Annotated in this window: 20 protein-coding genes, 2 tRNA genes and 1 other annotated feature (1 of these 23 running past the window's edge); of the genes, 21 read left to right on the forward strand and 1 reads right to left on the reverse strand. The window is 30.1% G+C overall.

Features of this window, described 5'->3' with window-relative positions; all coding sequences use genetic code 11:
• Positions 1-7: 7 nt before the first annotated feature.
• From DQN46_RS02245 to DQN46_RS02255, 3 genes are all read left to right on the forward strand, one after another.
• Positions 8-1,360 carry an MATE family efflux transporter gene (locus DQN46_RS02245; RefSeq protein ID WP_111742862.1) on the forward strand — a complete coding sequence of 451 codons (1,353 nt, stop codon included), beginning with the start codon at positions 8-10 and terminating at the stop codon, positions 1,358-1,360.
• A gap of 116 nt (positions 1,361-1,476) precedes the next feature.
• Positions 1,477-1,902: a DUF1836 domain-containing protein gene (locus DQN46_RS02250; protein WP_224207433.1), complete on the forward strand. Its 426-nt coding sequence runs from the start codon at positions 1,477-1,479 to the stop codon at positions 1,900-1,902.
• A gap of 33 nt (positions 1,903-1,935) precedes the next feature.
• Entirely contained in the window at positions 1,936-2,778 is an 843-nt protein-coding gene (locus DQN46_RS02255; RefSeq protein WP_111742864.1) for a DegV family protein, read from the forward strand.
• A gap of 46 nt (positions 2,779-2,824) precedes the next feature.
• Here the strand turns inward: DQN46_RS02255 and DQN46_RS02260 are convergent, their stop codons facing one another.
• The gene (locus DQN46_RS02260; protein WP_004632884.1) at positions 2,825-3,178 is read right to left on the reverse strand and encodes a hypothetical protein; all 354 of its coding nucleotides are present in this window, start codon (positions 3,176-3,178) and stop codon (positions 2,825-2,827) included.
• 166 nt (positions 3,179-3,344) lie between these two features.
• Between DQN46_RS02260 and fsa the strand changes: the two genes are divergently transcribed.
• The 18 genes from fsa to DQN46_RS02350 all read left to right on the forward strand — a co-directional run bounded on the left by fsa (position 3,345) and on the right by DQN46_RS02350 (position 18,124).
• Complete coding sequence (gene fsa / locus DQN46_RS02265) at positions 3,345-3,998, forward strand: fructose-6-phosphate aldolase (RefSeq protein WP_111742865.1); 654 nt, start codon at positions 3,345-3,347, stop codon at positions 3,996-3,998.
• Between the two features lie 137 nt (positions 3,999-4,135).
• On the forward strand, positions 4,136-4,285 hold the full coding sequence (gene rpmG, locus DQN46_RS02270; RefSeq protein WP_003145675.1) for a 50S ribosomal protein L33: 150 nt from the start codon (positions 4,136-4,138) through the stop codon (positions 4,283-4,285).
• Positions 4,286-4,614: 329 nt separating this feature from the next.
• A tRNA-Gly gene (locus DQN46_RS02275) sits at positions 4,615-4,688 on the forward strand.
• A 21-nt stretch (positions 4,689-4,709) separates the two neighbouring features.
• Positions 4,710-4,783, forward strand: a tRNA-Asn gene (locus DQN46_RS02280).
• Between the two features lie 170 nt (positions 4,784-4,953).
• Complete coding sequence (obgE, locus tag DQN46_RS02285; protein WP_111742866.1) at positions 4,954-6,258, forward strand: GTPase ObgE; 1,305 nt, start codon at positions 4,954-4,956, stop codon at positions 6,256-6,258.
• 10 nt (positions 6,259-6,268) lie between these two features.
• A complete protein-coding gene (locus DQN46_RS02290; protein ID WP_111742867.1) occupies positions 6,269-6,715 on the forward strand; it encodes an ACT domain-containing protein in 447 nt (148 codons plus the stop codon).
• A gap of 182 nt (positions 6,716-6,897) precedes the next feature.
• Positions 6,898-8,235, forward strand: coding sequence for a 23S rRNA (uracil(1939)-C(5))-methyltransferase RlmD (gene rlmD / locus DQN46_RS02295; protein ID WP_111742868.1), 1,338 nt, complete (start codon positions 6,898-6,900; stop codon positions 8,233-8,235).
• A gap of 309 nt (positions 8,236-8,544) precedes the next feature.
• Positions 8,545-9,063 (forward strand): RDD family protein, encoded by a 519-nt coding sequence (locus DQN46_RS02300; RefSeq protein ID WP_197712522.1) that lies wholly within the window; start codon positions 8,545-8,547, stop codon positions 9,061-9,063.
• A gap of 458 nt (positions 9,064-9,521) precedes the next feature.
• Positions 9,522-10,286, forward strand: a complete 765-nt coding sequence (locus tag DQN46_RS02305) for a class I SAM-dependent methyltransferase (protein ID WP_111742870.1) — start codon at positions 9,522-9,524, stop codon at positions 10,284-10,286.
• A 160-nt stretch (positions 10,287-10,446) separates the two neighbouring features.
• Positions 10,447-11,001, forward strand: a complete 555-nt coding sequence (locus DQN46_RS02310; protein WP_004632552.1) for a hypothetical protein — start codon at positions 10,447-10,449, stop codon at positions 10,999-11,001.
• Positions 11,002-11,155: 154 nt separating this feature from the next.
• Positions 11,156-11,932, forward strand: coding sequence for an alpha/beta fold hydrolase (locus DQN46_RS02315; RefSeq protein WP_004632551.1), 777 nt, complete (start codon positions 11,156-11,158; stop codon positions 11,930-11,932).
• Between the two features lie 117 nt (positions 11,933-12,049).
• Positions 12,050-12,592 carry a DUF1697 domain-containing protein gene (locus DQN46_RS02320; RefSeq protein ID WP_004632549.1) on the forward strand — a complete coding sequence of 181 codons (543 nt, stop codon included), beginning with the start codon at positions 12,050-12,052 and terminating at the stop codon, positions 12,590-12,592.
• A 30-nt stretch (positions 12,593-12,622) separates the two neighbouring features.
• Positions 12,623-13,366 carry a DUF4336 domain-containing protein gene (locus DQN46_RS02325; protein WP_111742871.1) on the forward strand — a complete coding sequence of 248 codons (744 nt, stop codon included), beginning with the start codon at positions 12,623-12,625 and terminating at the stop codon, positions 13,364-13,366.
• 62 nt (positions 13,367-13,428) lie between these two features.
• The gene (locus tag DQN46_RS02330; RefSeq protein WP_004632545.1) at positions 13,429-13,968 is read left to right on the forward strand and encodes a TetR/AcrR family transcriptional regulator; all 540 of its coding nucleotides are present in this window, start codon (positions 13,429-13,431) and stop codon (positions 13,966-13,968) included.
• A 139-nt stretch (positions 13,969-14,107) separates the two neighbouring features.
• Complete coding sequence (locus tag DQN46_RS02335; RefSeq protein ID WP_111742872.1) at positions 14,108-15,880, forward strand: oleate hydratase; 1,773 nt, start codon at positions 14,108-14,110, stop codon at positions 15,878-15,880.
• A 760-nt stretch (positions 15,881-16,640) separates the two neighbouring features.
• The gene (locus DQN46_RS02340) at positions 16,641-17,042 is read left to right on the forward strand and encodes a hypothetical protein (RefSeq protein WP_197712523.1); all 402 of its coding nucleotides are present in this window, start codon (positions 16,641-16,643) and stop codon (positions 17,040-17,042) included.
• Between the two features lie 108 nt (positions 17,043-17,150).
• Complete coding sequence (locus DQN46_RS02345) at positions 17,151-17,666, forward strand: hypothetical protein (RefSeq protein WP_111742873.1); 516 nt, start codon at positions 17,151-17,153, stop codon at positions 17,664-17,666.
• Positions 17,667-17,728: 62 nt separating this feature from the next.
• Complete coding sequence (locus DQN46_RS02350) at positions 17,729-18,124, forward strand: GNAT family N-acetyltransferase (protein ID WP_111742874.1); 396 nt, start codon at positions 17,729-17,731, stop codon at positions 18,122-18,124.
• Positions 18,125-18,697: 573 nt separating this feature from the next.
• Positions 18,698-18,795, forward strand: a binding site (T-box leader) (it continues 155 nt past the right edge of the window).

Consider the following 18,795-nt stretch of genomic DNA (forward strand, 5'->3'; position numbering starts at 1 on the left):
AGGAACTATGTATCAAGGTGAGAATATAAAAGAACAGTCTAAAATTTTTATTAAATTGTTATTGCCAGTTCTAATATATCAAATAATATCTTATTCATCATCGATGATAGGAACATTTATGGCTGGTCATTACAGTCCTACTGACCTTGCAGGAGTTAGCATGGGTGTTAATATTTGGAATCCTGTAATGTATACCCTAAATTCTATAGTTCTTGGAATAGTTCCGATTGTGTCACAATTGATGGGGAAAGGGCGAGAACAAGAAATCCCAACGAAAGTTCGTCAGTTTTTATATATTGCAGTTTTTATTAGTATCATGCTTATTATAGGATTAAATACTTTAGCAGAGCCCATAGTTAATGGGTTAGGCATGGATGAAAACATAGCTAGGGTTACAAAAAAATACTTATTTTACGAAAGTATAGGAGTTTTACCGATATTTTTATATGTTGTACTTAGAGCTTTTATGGACAGCCTTGGACTTACTGGATTATCGATGATAATGATGGTAATTTCTGTACCTGTGAATGTTTTATTAGCTTATGGTTTCATCTTTGGTAAATTAGGGATGCCAGAGCTTGGTGGAGCAGGTAATGGTATGGCGGTATCGTTGACTTATACGGTGTTGTTCTTCATAGCTTTATTTTTAATACTAAAGCACCCAAAAATTAATAAGTATAAGATTTTTGAAAAAGAAGGAATTAAATTCTCACATTGGGGAGAAATATTTAAGCTAGGAGTACCGATAGCTATAGCCACAGCGCTAGAAACTGTAGTATTTTCTACTTTATCTCTAATGGTATCACGTTTTGATACAACAATTATAGCCTCGCATCAGGCAGCATTGAATTTCTCAGGTTTTTTATATAGTTTACCAGGGAGTATAGCAAATACTGTTACGATAATAGTAGCCTATCATGTAGGGGCAAAAAATTATAAAATGGCACGCCGTTATACAATTCTTGGAGTAATAATGGGAATGATTTTTGCATTTTTAGCAGGACTGATTGTTTGGATATTCGATGCTAATATTCCATATTTATATAGTAAAGATTTAGGCGTTATAGCACTAACAGCACATTTATTATTATATGCGATAGGTTTTGCAATTTGTGATTCTTTTGCATCAGCTTTAGCAGGAGTTCTTCGTGGCTATAAAAAAGTTGTACCTATATGCGTAGCGATGTTTATCGGTTATTATTTAGTAGGTATTCCAGTAGCGTACTTTTTAGTGTTTAAGAAAGGTATAGGCATAGATGGTCTTTGGATAGGGTGGATAATAGGTTTAGGGACATATGCACTGGGAGTTCTAGTATATTATATGTATATGAAGAAAAATATAAAAAAACAATTAGCATAATAAAAAACTTTTTCATAAGAGAAATCTTGTGGAAAAGTTTTATTTTTCTTGACTATTAGTTTAAAAAACAATATAATGTAATTGTAAAAACTAGATAAAGAGGTGGAGGAAATTTGGTGAGAGAATATCCAAAATGGTCAGAACTACCCGAAATAGATTTATATTTAGACCAAGTACTAGAGTACGTAAATAAATTACATAGTCCAGTCATGCTAAAAAATGACAAAGGGTTAACATCAGCTATGATTAACAATTATGTTAAAAATCATTATGTGGATAAACCTATAAAGAAAAAATATAGTCGATGTCAATTGGCAAGATTAATAGTTATTACTTATTTGAAAAATGTTTTCTCAATTCAAGAAATAAGCAAAACACTGACCATACTTACTGAAAATGATAAATCAGAAATAATGTATAATAATTTTGTAGCTTGTATGAACGGTGAAGATACTGATGAGATACCTATTGTTATAAAGTCAGCATGTGCAACTGTGAAGTTATATGAGCAAACATTGGAATTAGCAGACGAGTTAAAATAATATAATAATAGGTAAAAAAGAGGAGAATAAAAAATGGAGTGGAAAGTAGTTGTAGATACTGCGTGTGATTTCAGAGAAATCCCTAATAAAGCTGAAAATGTTGCTTATGAAAGAGTACCGTTTTCTCTTCAAATAGAGGATAAAGTTTTTGTAGACAATTTAGATTTAGATATTGATAAAATGATGGACGAAATGTACGCTAGTTCAGAACCAGCTAGATCAGCGTGTCCTAGCCCGGAGGCTTACTTATCAGCTTATAGAGGTGCAGAGAATGTAATAGTTTTAACTTTGACTGGTGGAATGTCTGGAAGTTATAATAGTGCGGTTATAGCTGAAAAAATGTTAAAAGAAGAAAATCATAATGTTAATATACATATTATTAATACTCTTTCAGCTGGTGGGCAAAATGATCTATTTCTTCTTAAAATAAATGAACTAATTAAAGAAGGGTTATCTTTTGAAGAAGTAGTTGCAGCAATGACAAAATATCAGGAAAATTCAAAACTTATTTTCGTATTAGAAAAAGTAGATAATCTAGTGAAAAATGGTCGATTAAATAAACTAGCTGCTGCGCTAGTAGGATTACTAAATATGCGTATGGTAGGAGAAGCAAGTAGTGAAGGCACATTACATTTACTACACAAAGTTCGTGGAGAGAAAAAAGCCGTTTCTACTGTAGTAGACGAAATGATTAAAGCTGGATACAAAGGTGGAAGAGCTGTAATTACTCATAGAAATAATACAAATATTTGTGAAAAAATAGAAGAAAAATTAAAAGAAAAATTCACAAATGTAGAATTTATCGCGGTACCTACTTCTGGAATCTGTAGTTTCTACGGAGAAGAAGGCGGAATGTTATTAGGATATGAAATATAATAAAAATCGGACTAGATGAATTTTCATCAGTCCGATTTTTTAAACCCTATTTAGTACTTTTTTTATTTTTACGGAGTTCATTAGCTAAAAAACCAATACCTTGCCCACACAAACTAAAGAACACATAACCAAGTCCATAGATAAGAATATCAAAGTTTAAAATAATTAAACAAGATATTAAATAGAAGAAACCTATAATAAACGAAAATAAGTAACTAAAGTCCTTTTTATTATATGCATATAGAAATGATATTACAAAACTAACAATAGGATACATAAATATAAGAAGTAAAATTATCATTCCTGATTTATTAGATATAAAATAAGAACATAGAGGGAGTATTATAAATAAAAAGAAAGAAAAAATTAAATAAGGTACTTTTTCTAAAAATTTCTTCATCATTTACCTCCTAAAATATAGTGTTATTCTATCATATATTTTTTGAAAAAACAAATATGACGATAGCTAAAAAAGAAATATTTTCTGTAAGTAAATAAAAAATTGAAATCGTTTTTATGATGTGTTATGATAAAATAAAGATAAAAAATCGAGAGGGGATTATATAATGAAATTTTTTATAGATACTGCTAATGTGGATGATATTAAGTTAGCCAATGACCTTGGGGTGATTTGCGGGGTAACAACTAATCCATCACTTATAGCAAAAGAAGGTCGTGATTTTAAAGAAGTTATTAAAGAAATCACAGAAATAGTTGATGGACCAATAAGTGGTGAAGTAAAAGCAACGACTACTTGCTGGAAAGATATGGTAGAAGAAGCTAGAGAAATTGCTAAAATTCATCCAAACATGGTTGTAAAAATTCCTATGACAGAAGATGGATTACGTGCTGTTAAGATTTTAAAACAAGAAGGGATTAAAACGAACGTAACACTTATCTTTAGCGCAAACCAAGCTTTACTTGCTGCTCGTGCTGGTGCTACTTATATTTCACCATTCTTAGGGCGTTTAGACGATATTTCACATAATGGATTAATTTTAATTGAAGAAATTGTAGAAATATTCTCTAACAATGATATTGATGCCGAAATTATCGCTGCAAGTGTAAGAAATCCTATTCACGTAGCTGAATGTGCAAAAATGGGCTGCGATATAGCAACAGTTCCTTATAGTGTAATAAAACAAATGATCAAACATCCACTTACTGATATCGGTATTGAAAAATTCAAACAAGATTATTATAAAGTTTTTGGGGAGTAAAAAGCATTTGATATGATTTTCTAAAAAAAATTATGAAAATTAACATTTTATACTGGAAATATTAAGTAAGTTATGTTAAAATATATTTTGTTGTATGAAAAAGTTGTTAAGATTAAATTTTATAGGAGGTTATATTAATGCGCGTAAATGTAACATTAGCTTGTACTGAATGTGGTGATAGAAACTACATTACTAAAAAGAACAAAAGAAATAATCCAGACCGTATTGAACTTAAAAAATACTGTCCAAGATTAAAAAAAGTGACTTTACACAGAGAAACTAAATAATAAAGTTTGAAAAGCCTTAAAGTATAAACGTTTAAGGCTTTTTGTTTTGTTTTGCATACGGTTTGCATACGGTTTGTTAAAAATTCACATATTTAGAGAACTTAACAGCTAAATTATCTTTCTGTTTTTGGGTACATGGGAGTAAATTCTTTTTTTGATTTGTTGTACTTCATTATACAGGAATTTACTCTTCTTTTTTTATTTTTGTCTCACATCTATTGTAACACTACAAAAAAATCTGAAAGAAAATGAAAAAAATATTGACAAAGCATTAGAGTTGTAATATAATATTAAACATAACAAGATAACAATTAAATAAAATTTCAAATGCGGGTGTAGTTTAGTGGTAAAACCTCAGTCTTCCAAACTGATGTTGTGAGTTCGATTCTCATCACCCGCTCCATTTTTTTATTTTAGATATTTTTCCACAGTAGCTCAGTTGGTAGTAGCATCTGACTGTTAATCAGAGGGTCGCAGGTTCGAGTCCTGCCTGTGGAGTACATTGCGGTTGCTAGGCAACCGTTATTTTTTTTTTTTTTTTGAAACTATTTAATAGTATTTTTCCATAAAAAATTATGATATAATAAATGGGATATGTATACTTGTAAAGAGTGATTAAGAATAGTTTTTAATAGAAATTAATAGTAAAAGAGATATAGGAGAATAGTATGTTTTTAGATGAGGTAAAAATATTTGTCCGTTCAGGTGACGGTGGGAATGGTCTAGTAGCGTTTAGACGTGAAAAGTATGTTCCTAAAGGTGGACCTGCGGGAGGAGACGGCGGCCGTGGTGCGAATGTTGTATTTATAGTTGATGAAGGACTTAGAACATTTATGGACTATCGCTATCAGAAAAAATTCGTTGCACCAAATGGGGAAAACGGAATGAGTAAAGGAATGCATGGACGTAAATCAAAAGATTTATATCTAAAAGTACCACCAGGAACTGTTATTCGTGATACTGACACAGGAGAGGTACTTGCAGACCTTGTAGAACATGAACAAGAAGTAATTGTAGCACGTGGTGGACGCGGAGGACGTGGTAATTGTCGTTTTGCAACACCATCAAATCCAGCTCCAGAAATTGCAGAAAATGGTGAACCAGGAGAAGAACGCAATCTTACTCTTGAACTTAAACTTATGGCTGATGTAGGTTTAGTAGGATTCCCATCAGTAGGGAAATCAACATTGCTATCAATCACTTCAAAAGCTAAACCAAAAATTGCAGATTATCATTTTACAACATTAGCTCCTAATTTAGGTGTAGTTGAAACGAAAGACCATCGTAGTTTTGTTATGGCTGACCTTCCAGGACTTATCGAAGGAGCTAGCCAAGGTGTAGGTTTAGGGCATCAGTTTTTACGTCATATAGAAAGAACTAAAGTAATAGTTCATGTAGTAGATATGTCAGCGACTGATGGACGTGATCCATACGAAGATTATAAAATTATTAATCAAGAACTAGGTGAGTATAATATGCGTTTATTAGAACGTCCGCAAATTGTAGTCGCTAATAAAATGGATATTCCAGCAGCGCAAGAAAATCTAGAAGAATTTAAAGCTAAATTAGCAGCTGATGGTGAAGAAGTTGATATCGTAGAAATTTCAGCATTTACTAGAACAAATGTAGATAACCTACTTTATAAAATAAGCGATATATTAGATTCTACAGATCCTAATATGCTATATGAACTTGACACTGAAGAAGAAAGTATGGAAAATAGAGTTCTTTATAAACATAAACCAAAAGATGAAACATTCAAGATTACAAGAGATGATACAGCTGCTTATGTAGTAAGTGGCCCAGGTATTGAACGTGCATTCTTAATGACGGACTTTAACCGTGATGCATCTGTAAGAAGATTCGCACAACAAATGCGCTCTATGGGAGTGGATGATGCATTACGTGAACGTGGATGTAAAAATGGTGATACAGTTAAGATTCTAAAAGGTGAGTTTGAATTTGTAGAATAGGGGCAAAACTATGGATAAAGAAAAAGTATATTATATAATCAGAGAAGATGTGTTACCTGAAGCAGTAAAAAAAACATTGATTATGAAAAAAGCTCTTGAAGAAAACCCTAAACTATCTATTTTGGAAGCATCAAAGAGATTTGATTTAAGTAGAAGTGCTTTTTATAAGTATAAAGATACAATTTTCCCGATTCAAGATATTCAAAGACAGTCTATTTTGTCATTATCAATAGACGTTGATGATATTCCAGGAATTTTAGGTAAAATATTACGAATAGTCAATGATGAAAAATGTAGTGTACTTACTATCCACCAAACAGTACCAATTAATGCTCGAGCTACTATAATTATTTCGTTAGAAATAGATGCCGAGCATACTAATATTGAAAAATTAACAAAACAAATTAAAAACCTTGAATTTGTTAATGGTATAAAAGTAATTGGTGTAAGTATGTAATTGAATAAATATTTATTATGCAATTTTGATATAGTAAATATATAATTAATAGGAGAACAGTGTAGGAGATAAAGTTTCCTATTACTGTTCTTTTTTCATAAAAATTAGAAATTAGATAAATTTTTTAATAGTAAAAGATAGATTATAAGGTTGCTATCTTGAATGAATTAGAGAGGACTAATATGCAAAAAAATGATGTATTAACAGGACGCGTCATTGATTATACTCATGATGGTCTTGGAGTAATAAAAGTAGATAATTTCCCTATTTTTATTGAAGATGTGATAGAGGGGGAATTTATTGAATTCAAAATAATAAAATTAAAAAAGAATCTTGGCTATGGTAAGGTGTTAAATATAATAGAAGTTTCTGATAAGCGCGTTGAAGGAGTGCCAAAAACATCAGGAGCTAATTTAGTACATATGGATTATGAAGAACAACTGCGCTTTAAAACGAAAAAAGTTCAAAATATTATGAACAAAACCTTAGGTGCAGATAGTGTCGAAGTATTACCAACTTTGGGAATGAAGAATGGATATCACTACCGTAATAAATCAGTTATTCCAGTTCAAAAAGTGGATAATGAAGTACGAATGGGTTATTACAAACCGCGTAGTCATGATGTGATTAATATTGAAAAATGTTTTATTCAATATGATGAACACAATAAACTGATGAATGATATTCGTAGTTTGATAATTGAATTAGATTTATCAGTATATGATGAAGAGGGTCACAAAGGTGCAATTCGCCATATAATGTTTAGAACAAATTCTAGCAAAAGTGAAATTATGGTAGGGATAATTGCCAAAGAGAGATTTGCAAAGCTGAATGAGTTTGTAGAAAAAATTACGAGCTTAGACAATAGAATAGTTAGCGTGATGTTGAACATTAATGATAAAAAGACTAATGTTATCTTCGGAGACAAAACTGAAAAATTATTTGGACGAGATTATATAGTAGATGTATTAAACAATATTGAATTTAAAATTTCGCTACGCTCGTTCTACCAAGTAAATCCAATCCAAACAGAAGTTCTTTATAGTAAGGCACTGGAATTAGCCGAACTAAAAGAAGATGATACGATAATTGATGCATATTGTGGTATTGGAACGATAAGTTTATTCGCTGCACAAAAAGTGAAAAAAGTTTATGGTATAGAAATAGTAGAAGCAGCAGTACTAGATGCACGAGAAAATGCGAAAAATAATAATATAACTAATGCAGAATTCTTATTAGGAAAAAGTGAGGATATAATTAAAAAGCTAATCTCACAAAATATAAAATTAGATGCAGTTATTGTCGATCCACCACGTAAAGGGTGCGAAGAAAGCTTCTTGAGAGATCTTGCAGCTATGGATATAGAAAAAGTAGTCTATGTTAGCTGTAATCCAGCAACCCTAGCAAGAGATATGGAAATCATGAGGCACCTTGGTTATAAACTAGGAGCTGTTCAACCAGTAGATATGTTCCCAGGGACATATCATGTTGAAGCAGTCGTTTTAATGACAAGGGAGTAGACCGAAGTCATTAATTACGAATACTTTATGCGATAGCTGTCGCAGAGCGATAGTGATGCGGTAACAGCGAACCGCTGAGTGCGTAGTTTTGATGTTAAAAGTTGCAGCTATCCTCTGGAAAGAAGCTAGAGACTCGAAGAGTGAAAAAAATTATTCAAAATAACTGATTAATGAATATAAATATAAAGTAGAGGAGTATCGTAAATAAACATCTGTCTGATACTTTTAACGATAGTATCTACATGTTTTATATGATTAATTTATTCATAGAATCTTGTTATAGTAGGGAGAAGAAAGGGGGAAACGATGATGAAAATTTTAGCATTCAATCCTATTTCGTTAAGAAAAAGAATGATTGAATTTCTATTTGATTATCTTTTAATTTTAACTTATTTAGTTCTTCTGTTTCTATGTGCAATATCTTATTACTACATTTTTTTTAATGGCATTCCAATGCAAACAGAAATTCAAGCACAAAGCCTTACATTCTTTATCACTGTTCTACCAATCATGCTTTATTTCACATTTTTGGATTATGAAAAAAATGGGAGTTTTGGGAAGTCAAAAGCTGGCCTCCAACTGATCTACCAGAAAAAAACAGTGAAGGCTAGCTTAATTAGAAACACTATCAAATTTTTACCATGGCAATTAGGTCATATGGGTACCATTCATGGTGTCTATAGTAATTTTGATTTGATATCTATTATCTTATCCTTTTTATCCACTCTATTCGCAGTTTTGTTAATGGCGATGACGATTTTTAGGAAAGATAAAAGGCATCTGGGGGACCTGCTAGCACAAACACAGGTACAACCAATAGGTGACTAGGATTAAGGTTGTTAAACTTTTTCTTATGAATCTTATCAAATATAGTGGATTAATGAAAAGTTATATACTGGAGAGAACAATTTTGGTTCTCTTTTTTAATATTCAAAGCTATATATTTGCTAAACAGTTGATATAAAGAAGCTAAATAAAATTGTAAGTATAAAAAATGTTCATTTTATAGTATAATTTTATACATAAGCCTATCCTTTTCGTTCTATAATATGGATATTTTCTGGTACCGCATGTTGAAGCAGTAACACTTTTTGAACAAGTTGATTAATTAGAAAAGTAGAAGAAGATTTTATGAATATCACGAACTTTTCTAAAGAGTTTATGGAATTATATAATGAGATTTATTTTTAAACAAAGACAAATTTGATTTGTAGAAGCGAGGAAAATGTAATGACAACATATTCAACTTAAATCGAAATAATATAAAATTATGAGGAGATTATAAGATGAACAATTATATAAAACTAAATGAAGATAGATGGAATAATGTAAAAAATGATTATACTGAGCCATTGACACATGAAGAATTAGAAGAAGTTAGAAATAATCCAATTTCTGTTGCATTAACTGTTGGGAAAAAAGTTCCAAAAGAATGGTTTGAAAAAGCAACCGGAAAAAAGATACTAGGTTTAGCTTGTGGTGGTGGACAGCAGGGCCCAGTTTTTGCTATAAAAGGCTATGATGTAACTATAATGGATTTTTCTAAATCACAATTGCAAAGAGATGAAATGGTTGCTAAAAGGGAAGGCTTAAAAATCAACACAGTTCAAGGCGATATGACAAAACCATTTCCATTTGAAAATGAAATATTTGACATTATTTTTAATCCAGTTTCAAATGTATATGTAGAAGATTTAGAAAATATATATAAAGAAGCCTCTCGAGTATTGAAAAAGGGTGGATTGTTAATGGTCGGATTTATGAATCCTTGGATATACATGTATGATGCTGACATTGTATGGGACAAACCCGATGAAGAATTACTTTTAAAATTCTCAATACCTTTTAATTCGAAAGAGCTTGAAGAGGAAGGCAAGATAACTATAAATCCAGAATATGGATATGAATTTAGCCATACCTTAGAAACTCAGATTCGAGGACAGCTTAAAAATGGTCTTGCTATGATAGATTTTTATGAATCGTGTGACGAAAGACACAGATTATCACGCTATGGAAATGACTATATAGCTACACTTTGTATTAAACTATAATGTTTTAGAGCATACTTTAGGAGACTAGATTAAATGTAGATGTATTTGTATATGTACGATGTGAGGAATATTTCTAAGTGTAGCCGTCTGATTGTGTATCGACTTGTAATAGAGATTTTGAGGTTGATAAATTTTAACTTTTAACATGGAGGTTTAGAAGATGATAAAGATTGATTGGGATAATATAAAAACTCGTTTAGATGCTTTGGTTGTAATTGATGAGTATCGAACAGATCCAAACAAGGAGTGGCTTCGATTAGTAGTTAAGATAGAGGAAAACTATGGAGACCGTTACCTTATTGATAATGGTTCTGGGGATTCTTTGGATGTAATTTTGGCTGAGAAACTGGTTCTTATAAAAGGTTTTGATCATGAAAATAGTCTAAGCCAGTTTGCTGCAGAAGAGTGGAATCAAGATATCATAGATGGATTTTATAAAGGGCTGGATGAAAAATATCAAAAACTTTATTCAGAGGATCAAAAAGATGAAACAACCTTCTTTATCTGGTATGACGGACGTGTGCATCAAAATACCTACCAAAATCAAGACGGTGGTGAATGGTTATTATCTTATTTCTTTGATAGCTTTGAGAGATTTTATGCATTTGTGACTAACTATTATTCAATCAAAGTTGATGAAGGCTTACTTAGAAAACTCTTCAACCAAGGATATCTTTCAAAAGCGGAATTAGAGCAATTGATTTATCCTGTCTAAAAAGACTTTTTCGCAGATGAATCTAGCAATAATTATTCCAACAAGTTAAAAGTTGCAGCTATCCTTCGGAAAGAAGTTAGAGACTCGAGGAAAGAAAAAAATTATTCAAAACAACTTCTGAACGAATATAAATACAAAGTAGAGGAGTTTGAGTATGAAATTTCATGAATTTGGTGATAAGAATTCACCTGATATTATTTTAATACATGGAGGAGGAAATTCATGGTGGAATTATCTTCAGCAAGCACGTATCCTTTCAGAAGAATACCATGTAATTTTACCAACTCTTGATGGACATGGTGAAGAAAATCAGGTAGATTATGTTTCTACTGAAAATTCCGCACTAGAAATTCTAGATTATATTAAAAAGAATTGTAACGGAAAGGTGTTTGCTATTGGAGGAGTTTCACTTGGTGGTCAAATTGTTATGGAAATACTATCACAAGATAGTGAAATAGTTGAGAAAGCAATAATAGATGGAAGTATTTGTATCCCTCAACCAAAGTTAGCTAGAATAAGTATTTTACTTGTATCTTTATTTGGTAAACTGATGTTCAGTAAATTTGCTTGTAAAATTCAGCTAAGTTTAATGGATAAAATGTATCCAAAAATAGCATATCCTAGTGAACTAAAAAGTTATTATATGAAGGATATGCCAAGAATGTCTGTTAAAACGTTAATAAGAATATGTAAAACATATATGCAGCATTACAGGTTAAAAAGTACGATTTCTAAAAGTAAGGCAAAGGTTCTTTATATTTATGGTGAAAAAGAATTGAACTGTGTTAAAGAATCGGCAAGATTATTTCAACAGGTTCATCCAAATACTATTTTGTACGAAGCAAAGGATTATAATCATGGATATTTATCAACATACTTACCTCAGGAGTGGGTAGAGTTGGTTTATCCATTTTTAAAGAACAATAACTAAAATCTACTTGTGGCATGAAATTAAAAAGGTATTGATAGAATTTTAGTAACTTACAGTTTTTTAAAGAAAAATAATAGGTAAGTACCTTTAAGATTAGTATTTAAGGAGGTTAGATAGTTGAAATATGTACTTTTATTACGTGGTATAAATGTAGGTGGTAAGAATAAGGTATCAATGAGTGAACTAAAAGAACAATTGTTAAGCATAGGTTTTGAAAATGTTAGTTCATATATTAACAGCGGAAATTTGTTCTTTAGTAGTTTAGAAAATCATGAAATATGTAGCTCAAAAATAAGAGATTTGTTAGAAACTAATTATGATTTTTCAATACCTTTTTCTTTAATCACAAAAGAGGAATATTTAGAAGAAAAAGTGGGATTACCAGATTGGTGGAAGGAAGACTTGGCAAGAAAAGATGTACTGTTCTTTTCATATAATTTTGATAAATCAAATATCCTTGACTTTATAGATAAATCTATATTTCATAATGAAGTAGTGTATGTAGGAAGACATGCAGTATTTTGGGGTAAATATGATGAGTCGGAATATTTAAAAACTACGTACCATAAAAAATTAATAAAGCAAGATTTCTATAAAAAAATAACAATTAGGAATTCAAATACATTTGAAAAAATAGCAAAGATTTTAGAAGAAAAATAGAAGTATTTTAATTGAAAGAAGGTGAATGTTATGGAAGGAATGTTGAAGTTATATTCTCCTATTAATAAATTAAAACAAATTGGAGAGAATATCTGGATCGTCGACGGAAATGAAATACATATGAGTTTTAAACTCTTCAAAGTTCCTTTTACAACAAGGATGACAGTAGTTAAATTAGATAATAATAAATTATGGATTCATTCACCAATAGCTTTTAATAAAGAATTAGATGAAAAAATAAAAGAACTAGGAGAAATCGAACATATAGTTGCTCCTAATAAATACCACTATAGTTATGTATTGGATTGGTATAAATATTATCCAGATGCAAAAGTTTGGTTAGCAAAAGGAGTAAGCAGTAAACTTAAAACTGATGAAGGAGAAAATTTTGTATCACTAGATAATATTTCAAAAACTTCTTGGTCAGAGGAGATACTTTTTACTCCATTTAAAGGAAGTATAGCCATGGAAGAGATGGTATTTTTTCATGAAAAGAGTTCAACCTTAATATTAACGGACTTAATAGAGAGTATAGAAGTGAATAAATTACCGTTATTATATAAACTTGTATTTAAGTTTGGAGATAATAAGTATCCTAAGTTTCGAACGTCAAGAGATTTACGATCATCATTTATCTTTAAAAAACAAGCTAAAGATAGCTATTCTAAGATTGAAAGCTGGAAACCTGATAAAATTGTTTTCTCTCATGGGAAGATAATTTTAGAAAATGGTACGGAAAAATTAAAAGAAGCATTTTATTGGTTGAGAAAATAGTGTACTTTATGAGAAAATAATAATATAAGATTTAGAGAATAAATGAAAGGGAGTGATTAGGTATGACAATAGTAATAAAAAGAGTACTGGCATCAACTTTAAAAGAAATAGCGGAAAAGAAATCATTATCAAAAATAACAATTAATGATTTAACTCAAGCTTGTGATGTTAGTCGTCAAACATTTTATAATAATTTTAAAGATATCTATCATTTGGTAGAGTGGATTTATCTTAAAGAGGTAGTGACTCCAATTGAAAGAGGTAAAATCTATGATAAATGGCAAGATGCTCTAACATCAATTTTTCAATATATCTCAGAAAATCATGTTTTTGTTTTAAATACCTATCGCTCTTTTGGAAAAGAATTTTTAGAAAAAGTACTAAGACAGGAGATTGAACTATTTCTAAGTAATCAGGTGTTCAAAAAAATCGAAGTAACAAAAGAAGAAGCTAAACAAGTAGAGTTTTCTTATTCTTTTTATACATATGCTTTGGTTGGAGTAGGGTTAGATTGGATAGAAAAGCAAATGCCAGAAAGTGTTGAAGAACTAGTTGAAAGAATTGAAAGAGTTATGCTGGGTGAGATAATTTCTCTTCTTTAAATAAAGTTTAAGCTCTTTTACAATTAATTGAATTTGTAAAATAGTTAGGCAAAAGTAAAAAATTGTAAATTGTATTATGGATATGGAAGGTGTATATTAATAGTGATATTAGTATACACTTTTTTTAGGAGGAGTTTTTATGTATTATTCAAACGGAAATTATGAAGCATTTGCTAAACCAAAAAAACCAGCAGGAGTTGATAAAAAATCGGCTTATTTAGTAGGTTCTGGACTAGCTTCTCTTGCGGCAGCAGCCTTTTTAGTTCGTGATGGACAAATGAAAGGAGAAAGAATCCATATTCTTGAAGAACTACCTATCGCAGGAGGTAGCTTAGATGGTATTATGAATCCAACTCGTGGATTTATTATTCGTGGTGGTCGTGAAATGGAAGATCACTTTGAATGTCTTTGGGATCTTTTCAGATCTATTCCTTCATTAGAGGTAGAGGATGCATCTGTTTTAGATGAGTTCTACTGGTTAAATAAAGAAGATCCTAACTTTTCAAAATGTCGTGTTATTGAAAACCGTGGACAACAAATTCCTAATGATGGACTTTTTGCATTATCTGATAAATCAAGTCAGGAATTAGTAAAACTATATTTGACTTCTGAATCAGAACTTCAAGGTATGAAAATAACAGATTTCTTTAGTAGTGAATTTTTTGAGTCTAATTTTTGGACTTATTGGGTAACAATGTTTGCTTTTGAAAAATGGCATTCAGTTGCTGAAATGCGTCGATATATGTTGAGATTTATTCATCATATTAAAGGACTTCCTGATTTATCAGCACTTAAATTCACTAAATATAACCAATATGAATCATTAGTTCTACCATTAGTTAAATACTTAGAAAGTCATGGTGTAACTTTTGAGTACAATACTGTAGTTAAAGATATTAAAGTTGAAAAACAAGGAAAAGATCTAGTAGCTAAGCATCTGATCTTAGAAGTAAACGGAGAACCTGTTGTTAGAGAATTAACTGAAGATGACCTAGTATTTGTTACAAATGGTAGTATCACTGCATCTACAACATATGGTAACAATGATACTTCAGCTCCAGTCAGCAAAGAACTTGGTGGAGCTTGGCAACTTTGGAAAAACTTAGCTAAACAAGATGAACGTTTTGGACGTCCAGAAGTATTTTGTGAAAATCTTCCAGATCAAAGTTGGTTTGTTTCGGCTACGACGACTGTAACAGACAAACGAATCGCAGAATATATAGAAAAAATTTGTAAACGTGATCCTTATGCAGGTAAAGTAGTAACTGGTGGTATAGTAACAGCACGAGACTCAAATTGGATGATGAGCTTTACACTTAACCGTCAACCTCACTTTAAATCTCAATCAAAAGATGAATTAGTAGTTTGGATTTATGGATTATATTCAAATATTTCAGGTAACTATATAAAAAAACCAATAGAAGCTTGTACAGGTATTGAAATCGCAGAAGAATGGCTTTACCATATTGGGGTTCCTGAACAATTTATTCACGAATTTGCAAGCAAAGGTTGTAGCACAGTTCCATGTTATATGCCTTATATAACAAGTTACTTTATGCCAAGACACGATGGTGATAGACCATTAGTTATCCCGGAAGGATCTAAAAACTTAGCATTTATAGGTAACTTCTCTGAAACACCTCGTGATACTGTCTTCACTACAGAATATTCTGTTCGTACAGCTATGGAAGCAGTATACACATTACTAGATGTTGATAGAGGTGTACCTGAAGTATTTAATTCTGCATATGATTTACGTGTCATGACTAAATCAACTAATCGCCTAATGGATGGTAAAAAACTTGAAGAAGTTAAACTACCTTTCTTTGCCAAAGCAATTAGTAAACGTGTATTGAAAAAAATCAAAGGAACATATATTGAAGAGATCCTAAAAGATGCAGGATTGATTTAGATATAATTCCTCTAGGTTATAGTTATAAAAAATACATAATAGATATAAAAGACGATAGTGAAGACTGTCGTCTTTTTTTTGATTTCATAAAGAAAATCATTATATTAATTTTAGTTTTATTATAATGAAAAATCATATAATAGAATAACTGAAAAGTCAAACAATTATTCTATGAAAAATAATTACATACTTTTAGTAATTACTATGTTATTTAATTGAAGAACAAATTTTAAGGAAACTAAGATAAGTAACTCAGTGTAATTGATTTATCTAATATATTAGATAAATATTAAATTATTTTTAAAATAATTTATAAGTAGACAGTATTTGTCCACTGAATATGATAAAATATAATTGTTGAAAAGATCAACAAATAAAAATAGATTGAGGTTATCGTTATGGCAAAAGTAAAGGAAAGTTTCACTACATGTGGTGTGTTTTATTATTATCAAAAGTTGTACTTACTAAGAAGTATCCATAGAAAAAACATCGATTAAAATACAATTGTTTAGGCTGCCTCTCTAGTTGTTTTTTGACTTATTAAAATAGAATTATATATAATATAAGTATAAAATATTTGCGTATGACTTAAGGAGTTTTCATATGAAAATACCAACTTATTTTAAAGAAAGTAATTATAAAATTGTTGAAGTAGAAGAGGATTTTTCGTCTATTAGGATAGTTAATGAAGTAGAAAAAGACAGACAAATATAATGAGTTCTTTGAAATCTATTACTTTGGTGAATTGGATTCTGATGCTATGATTACTGAAATTTTTGATGAAAAAACTTCAACTATAAAACCTTGTAAGGTTGTAGCGAAATGTATTCAAACAGGAAAAGAAATTTTACTTTATGATCAATTAAAATATGGATACAACTCACTATTTTGTGATAAATTTGATTTAGAGACGGTTGATAATCGTCTACTTGTAAAATTAGATATTCCCAATTCTAAAATAGAAATTGATTTAGGTTATAGTATAGATTATGATGAGGAAAAAGAAGATTTTGAATTTGATGATAATGACCATTTGGAAACAATCAATGGAGAAGAAATTTCTTTTGATGCTGTTAAAAAAGATGGATTTGACTACATTAAAATATCAGCAATAGACGAAGACGAAATTATTAGAGAAGTTTTAAATCTAGAGTTAGCTTAAAAATTACTTAGAGATTATGCAGAGATAGGAGAAATAAAGATAATACAAAATCTTATATTTTATTCTCTTAAAAAGAGCAATTTAGACTTATAAAGAGGAATTTTAAAAATGAAAAGAATAAAGTTTAGACATAATAAATATTCACCAGGTGTCTTATATATTTTGGTTATATTTGGAGTAGCAGCTGGGTTATTGGCTTTTTTCGGATTTTTAACAATTTCTGGTATAGATAAAGGGCCAGAATATGGACCTATATACTTCAGAGAACATCCAATACATGCTGTTTACTTGATATTTGCCTTGATTCCTATATTTATGTTATTTCCTACATGGATTGCGAAGAAAATTTGGAGTCATGAGGATCAAGAAGCATATATTGACCTTTACGAAGATTACGCTGAACTAAATTGGAATGATAGAAAGGTACATATTAAAAAAGGAGAGCTGGATATTAAGATTCCTAGACCTCAGCCTTTTTGGTATGCAACCTACATATTAAAAATTCCCCAATACAGAATAGTATTGGTTAGTTCTGTAAAGGAAAATAAAGAAAAGAATAGAGTACGATGTTCTTTGGATATTGCAATAAAGGAATTGTCTATTTACAAAAAATCTAGAAAATAAAATGGATGACATAGTGAAATAGTTTATGAAATAAATTGGAATTTATTGAGGTATGATAAGATATGATTGAATATTTTAGTAATAAAAAAGTAACAGTAGAAGAATATAAGCAGGTTTTAATTAAATCAGGAATAGGAAGACCTACAAGTGATTTGAAAAGATTGGAATTAATGTTAAATAACTCTAATTTTGTATTAACGGCATGGGATAATGATAAATTAGTTGGTATCTTACGTGGAATGACAGACTTTTCTTATGCCTGCTATTTGTCTGATTTAGCAATAGATAAAGAATATCAAAAACAAGGTATAGGAAAAAACCTTATTAATATGAGTAGAAAAATATTAGGAGAGAAGGTTGCAATTATATTACTTTCTGCTCCAAGTGCGATGGGCTACTATCCTAAAATTGGTTTAAACAAAGCTGAAAATGCGTTTATTATACCTAGGGAGGAATAGAAATAATTTAGTGTTTAATATTCAATTATATAAGGTATGCTAGTTTTTCTAGGTTTACGAAAATTAATATTATAATAAATATGGTTGAAAAAAACGGCTGTATAAAAATAGGTATTTACCACATATTTCCTAATATAACTGACTCTTTAGTCAATATAACCGGTATTTAAGGGCTCAAATATTTTTTTTTATCTTAAACATAAATTACATAATTTTTGCTATTCTTTTGAATCTTTTTTTGACATAATAAGTCGCCTGTTATTGCTGTTCCTGAAAGATTGCAGGACTCTATAGTATCAATTATCTTTTTTCCATTTATATATGAATTTGACAATTTTAAGTCAATAAAATACACTATTTGTTTGTTAATTTATTAAAAACGTTATTATATCATGTTTGGATTACAATATAAATGTTATATCGTATTGTTTTGTGAGACATAATGGAGTTTTTCTTATAAAGTATATAGTGTTTATGATGGTATTATACAGTAAAAAACATAAAAAATTAGAAAATTTTTATAAATTTTTTGTTTTTGTATTGACAAAAGAGATGTTCCTTTTTATAATGTATATCAAGACGTTGAAAAGAAGAGTAGAAAGTTATTTAATCAATACAGAGACATTTCAATTGGTGAGAGAAATGAGAAAGAAACTTTTGAATATGGCCTT

Origin of the sequence: Gemella morbillorum (assembly GCF_900476045.1) — a bacterium.
Lineage (GTDB): Bacteria > Bacillota > Bacilli > Staphylococcales > Gemellaceae > Gemella > Gemella morbillorum.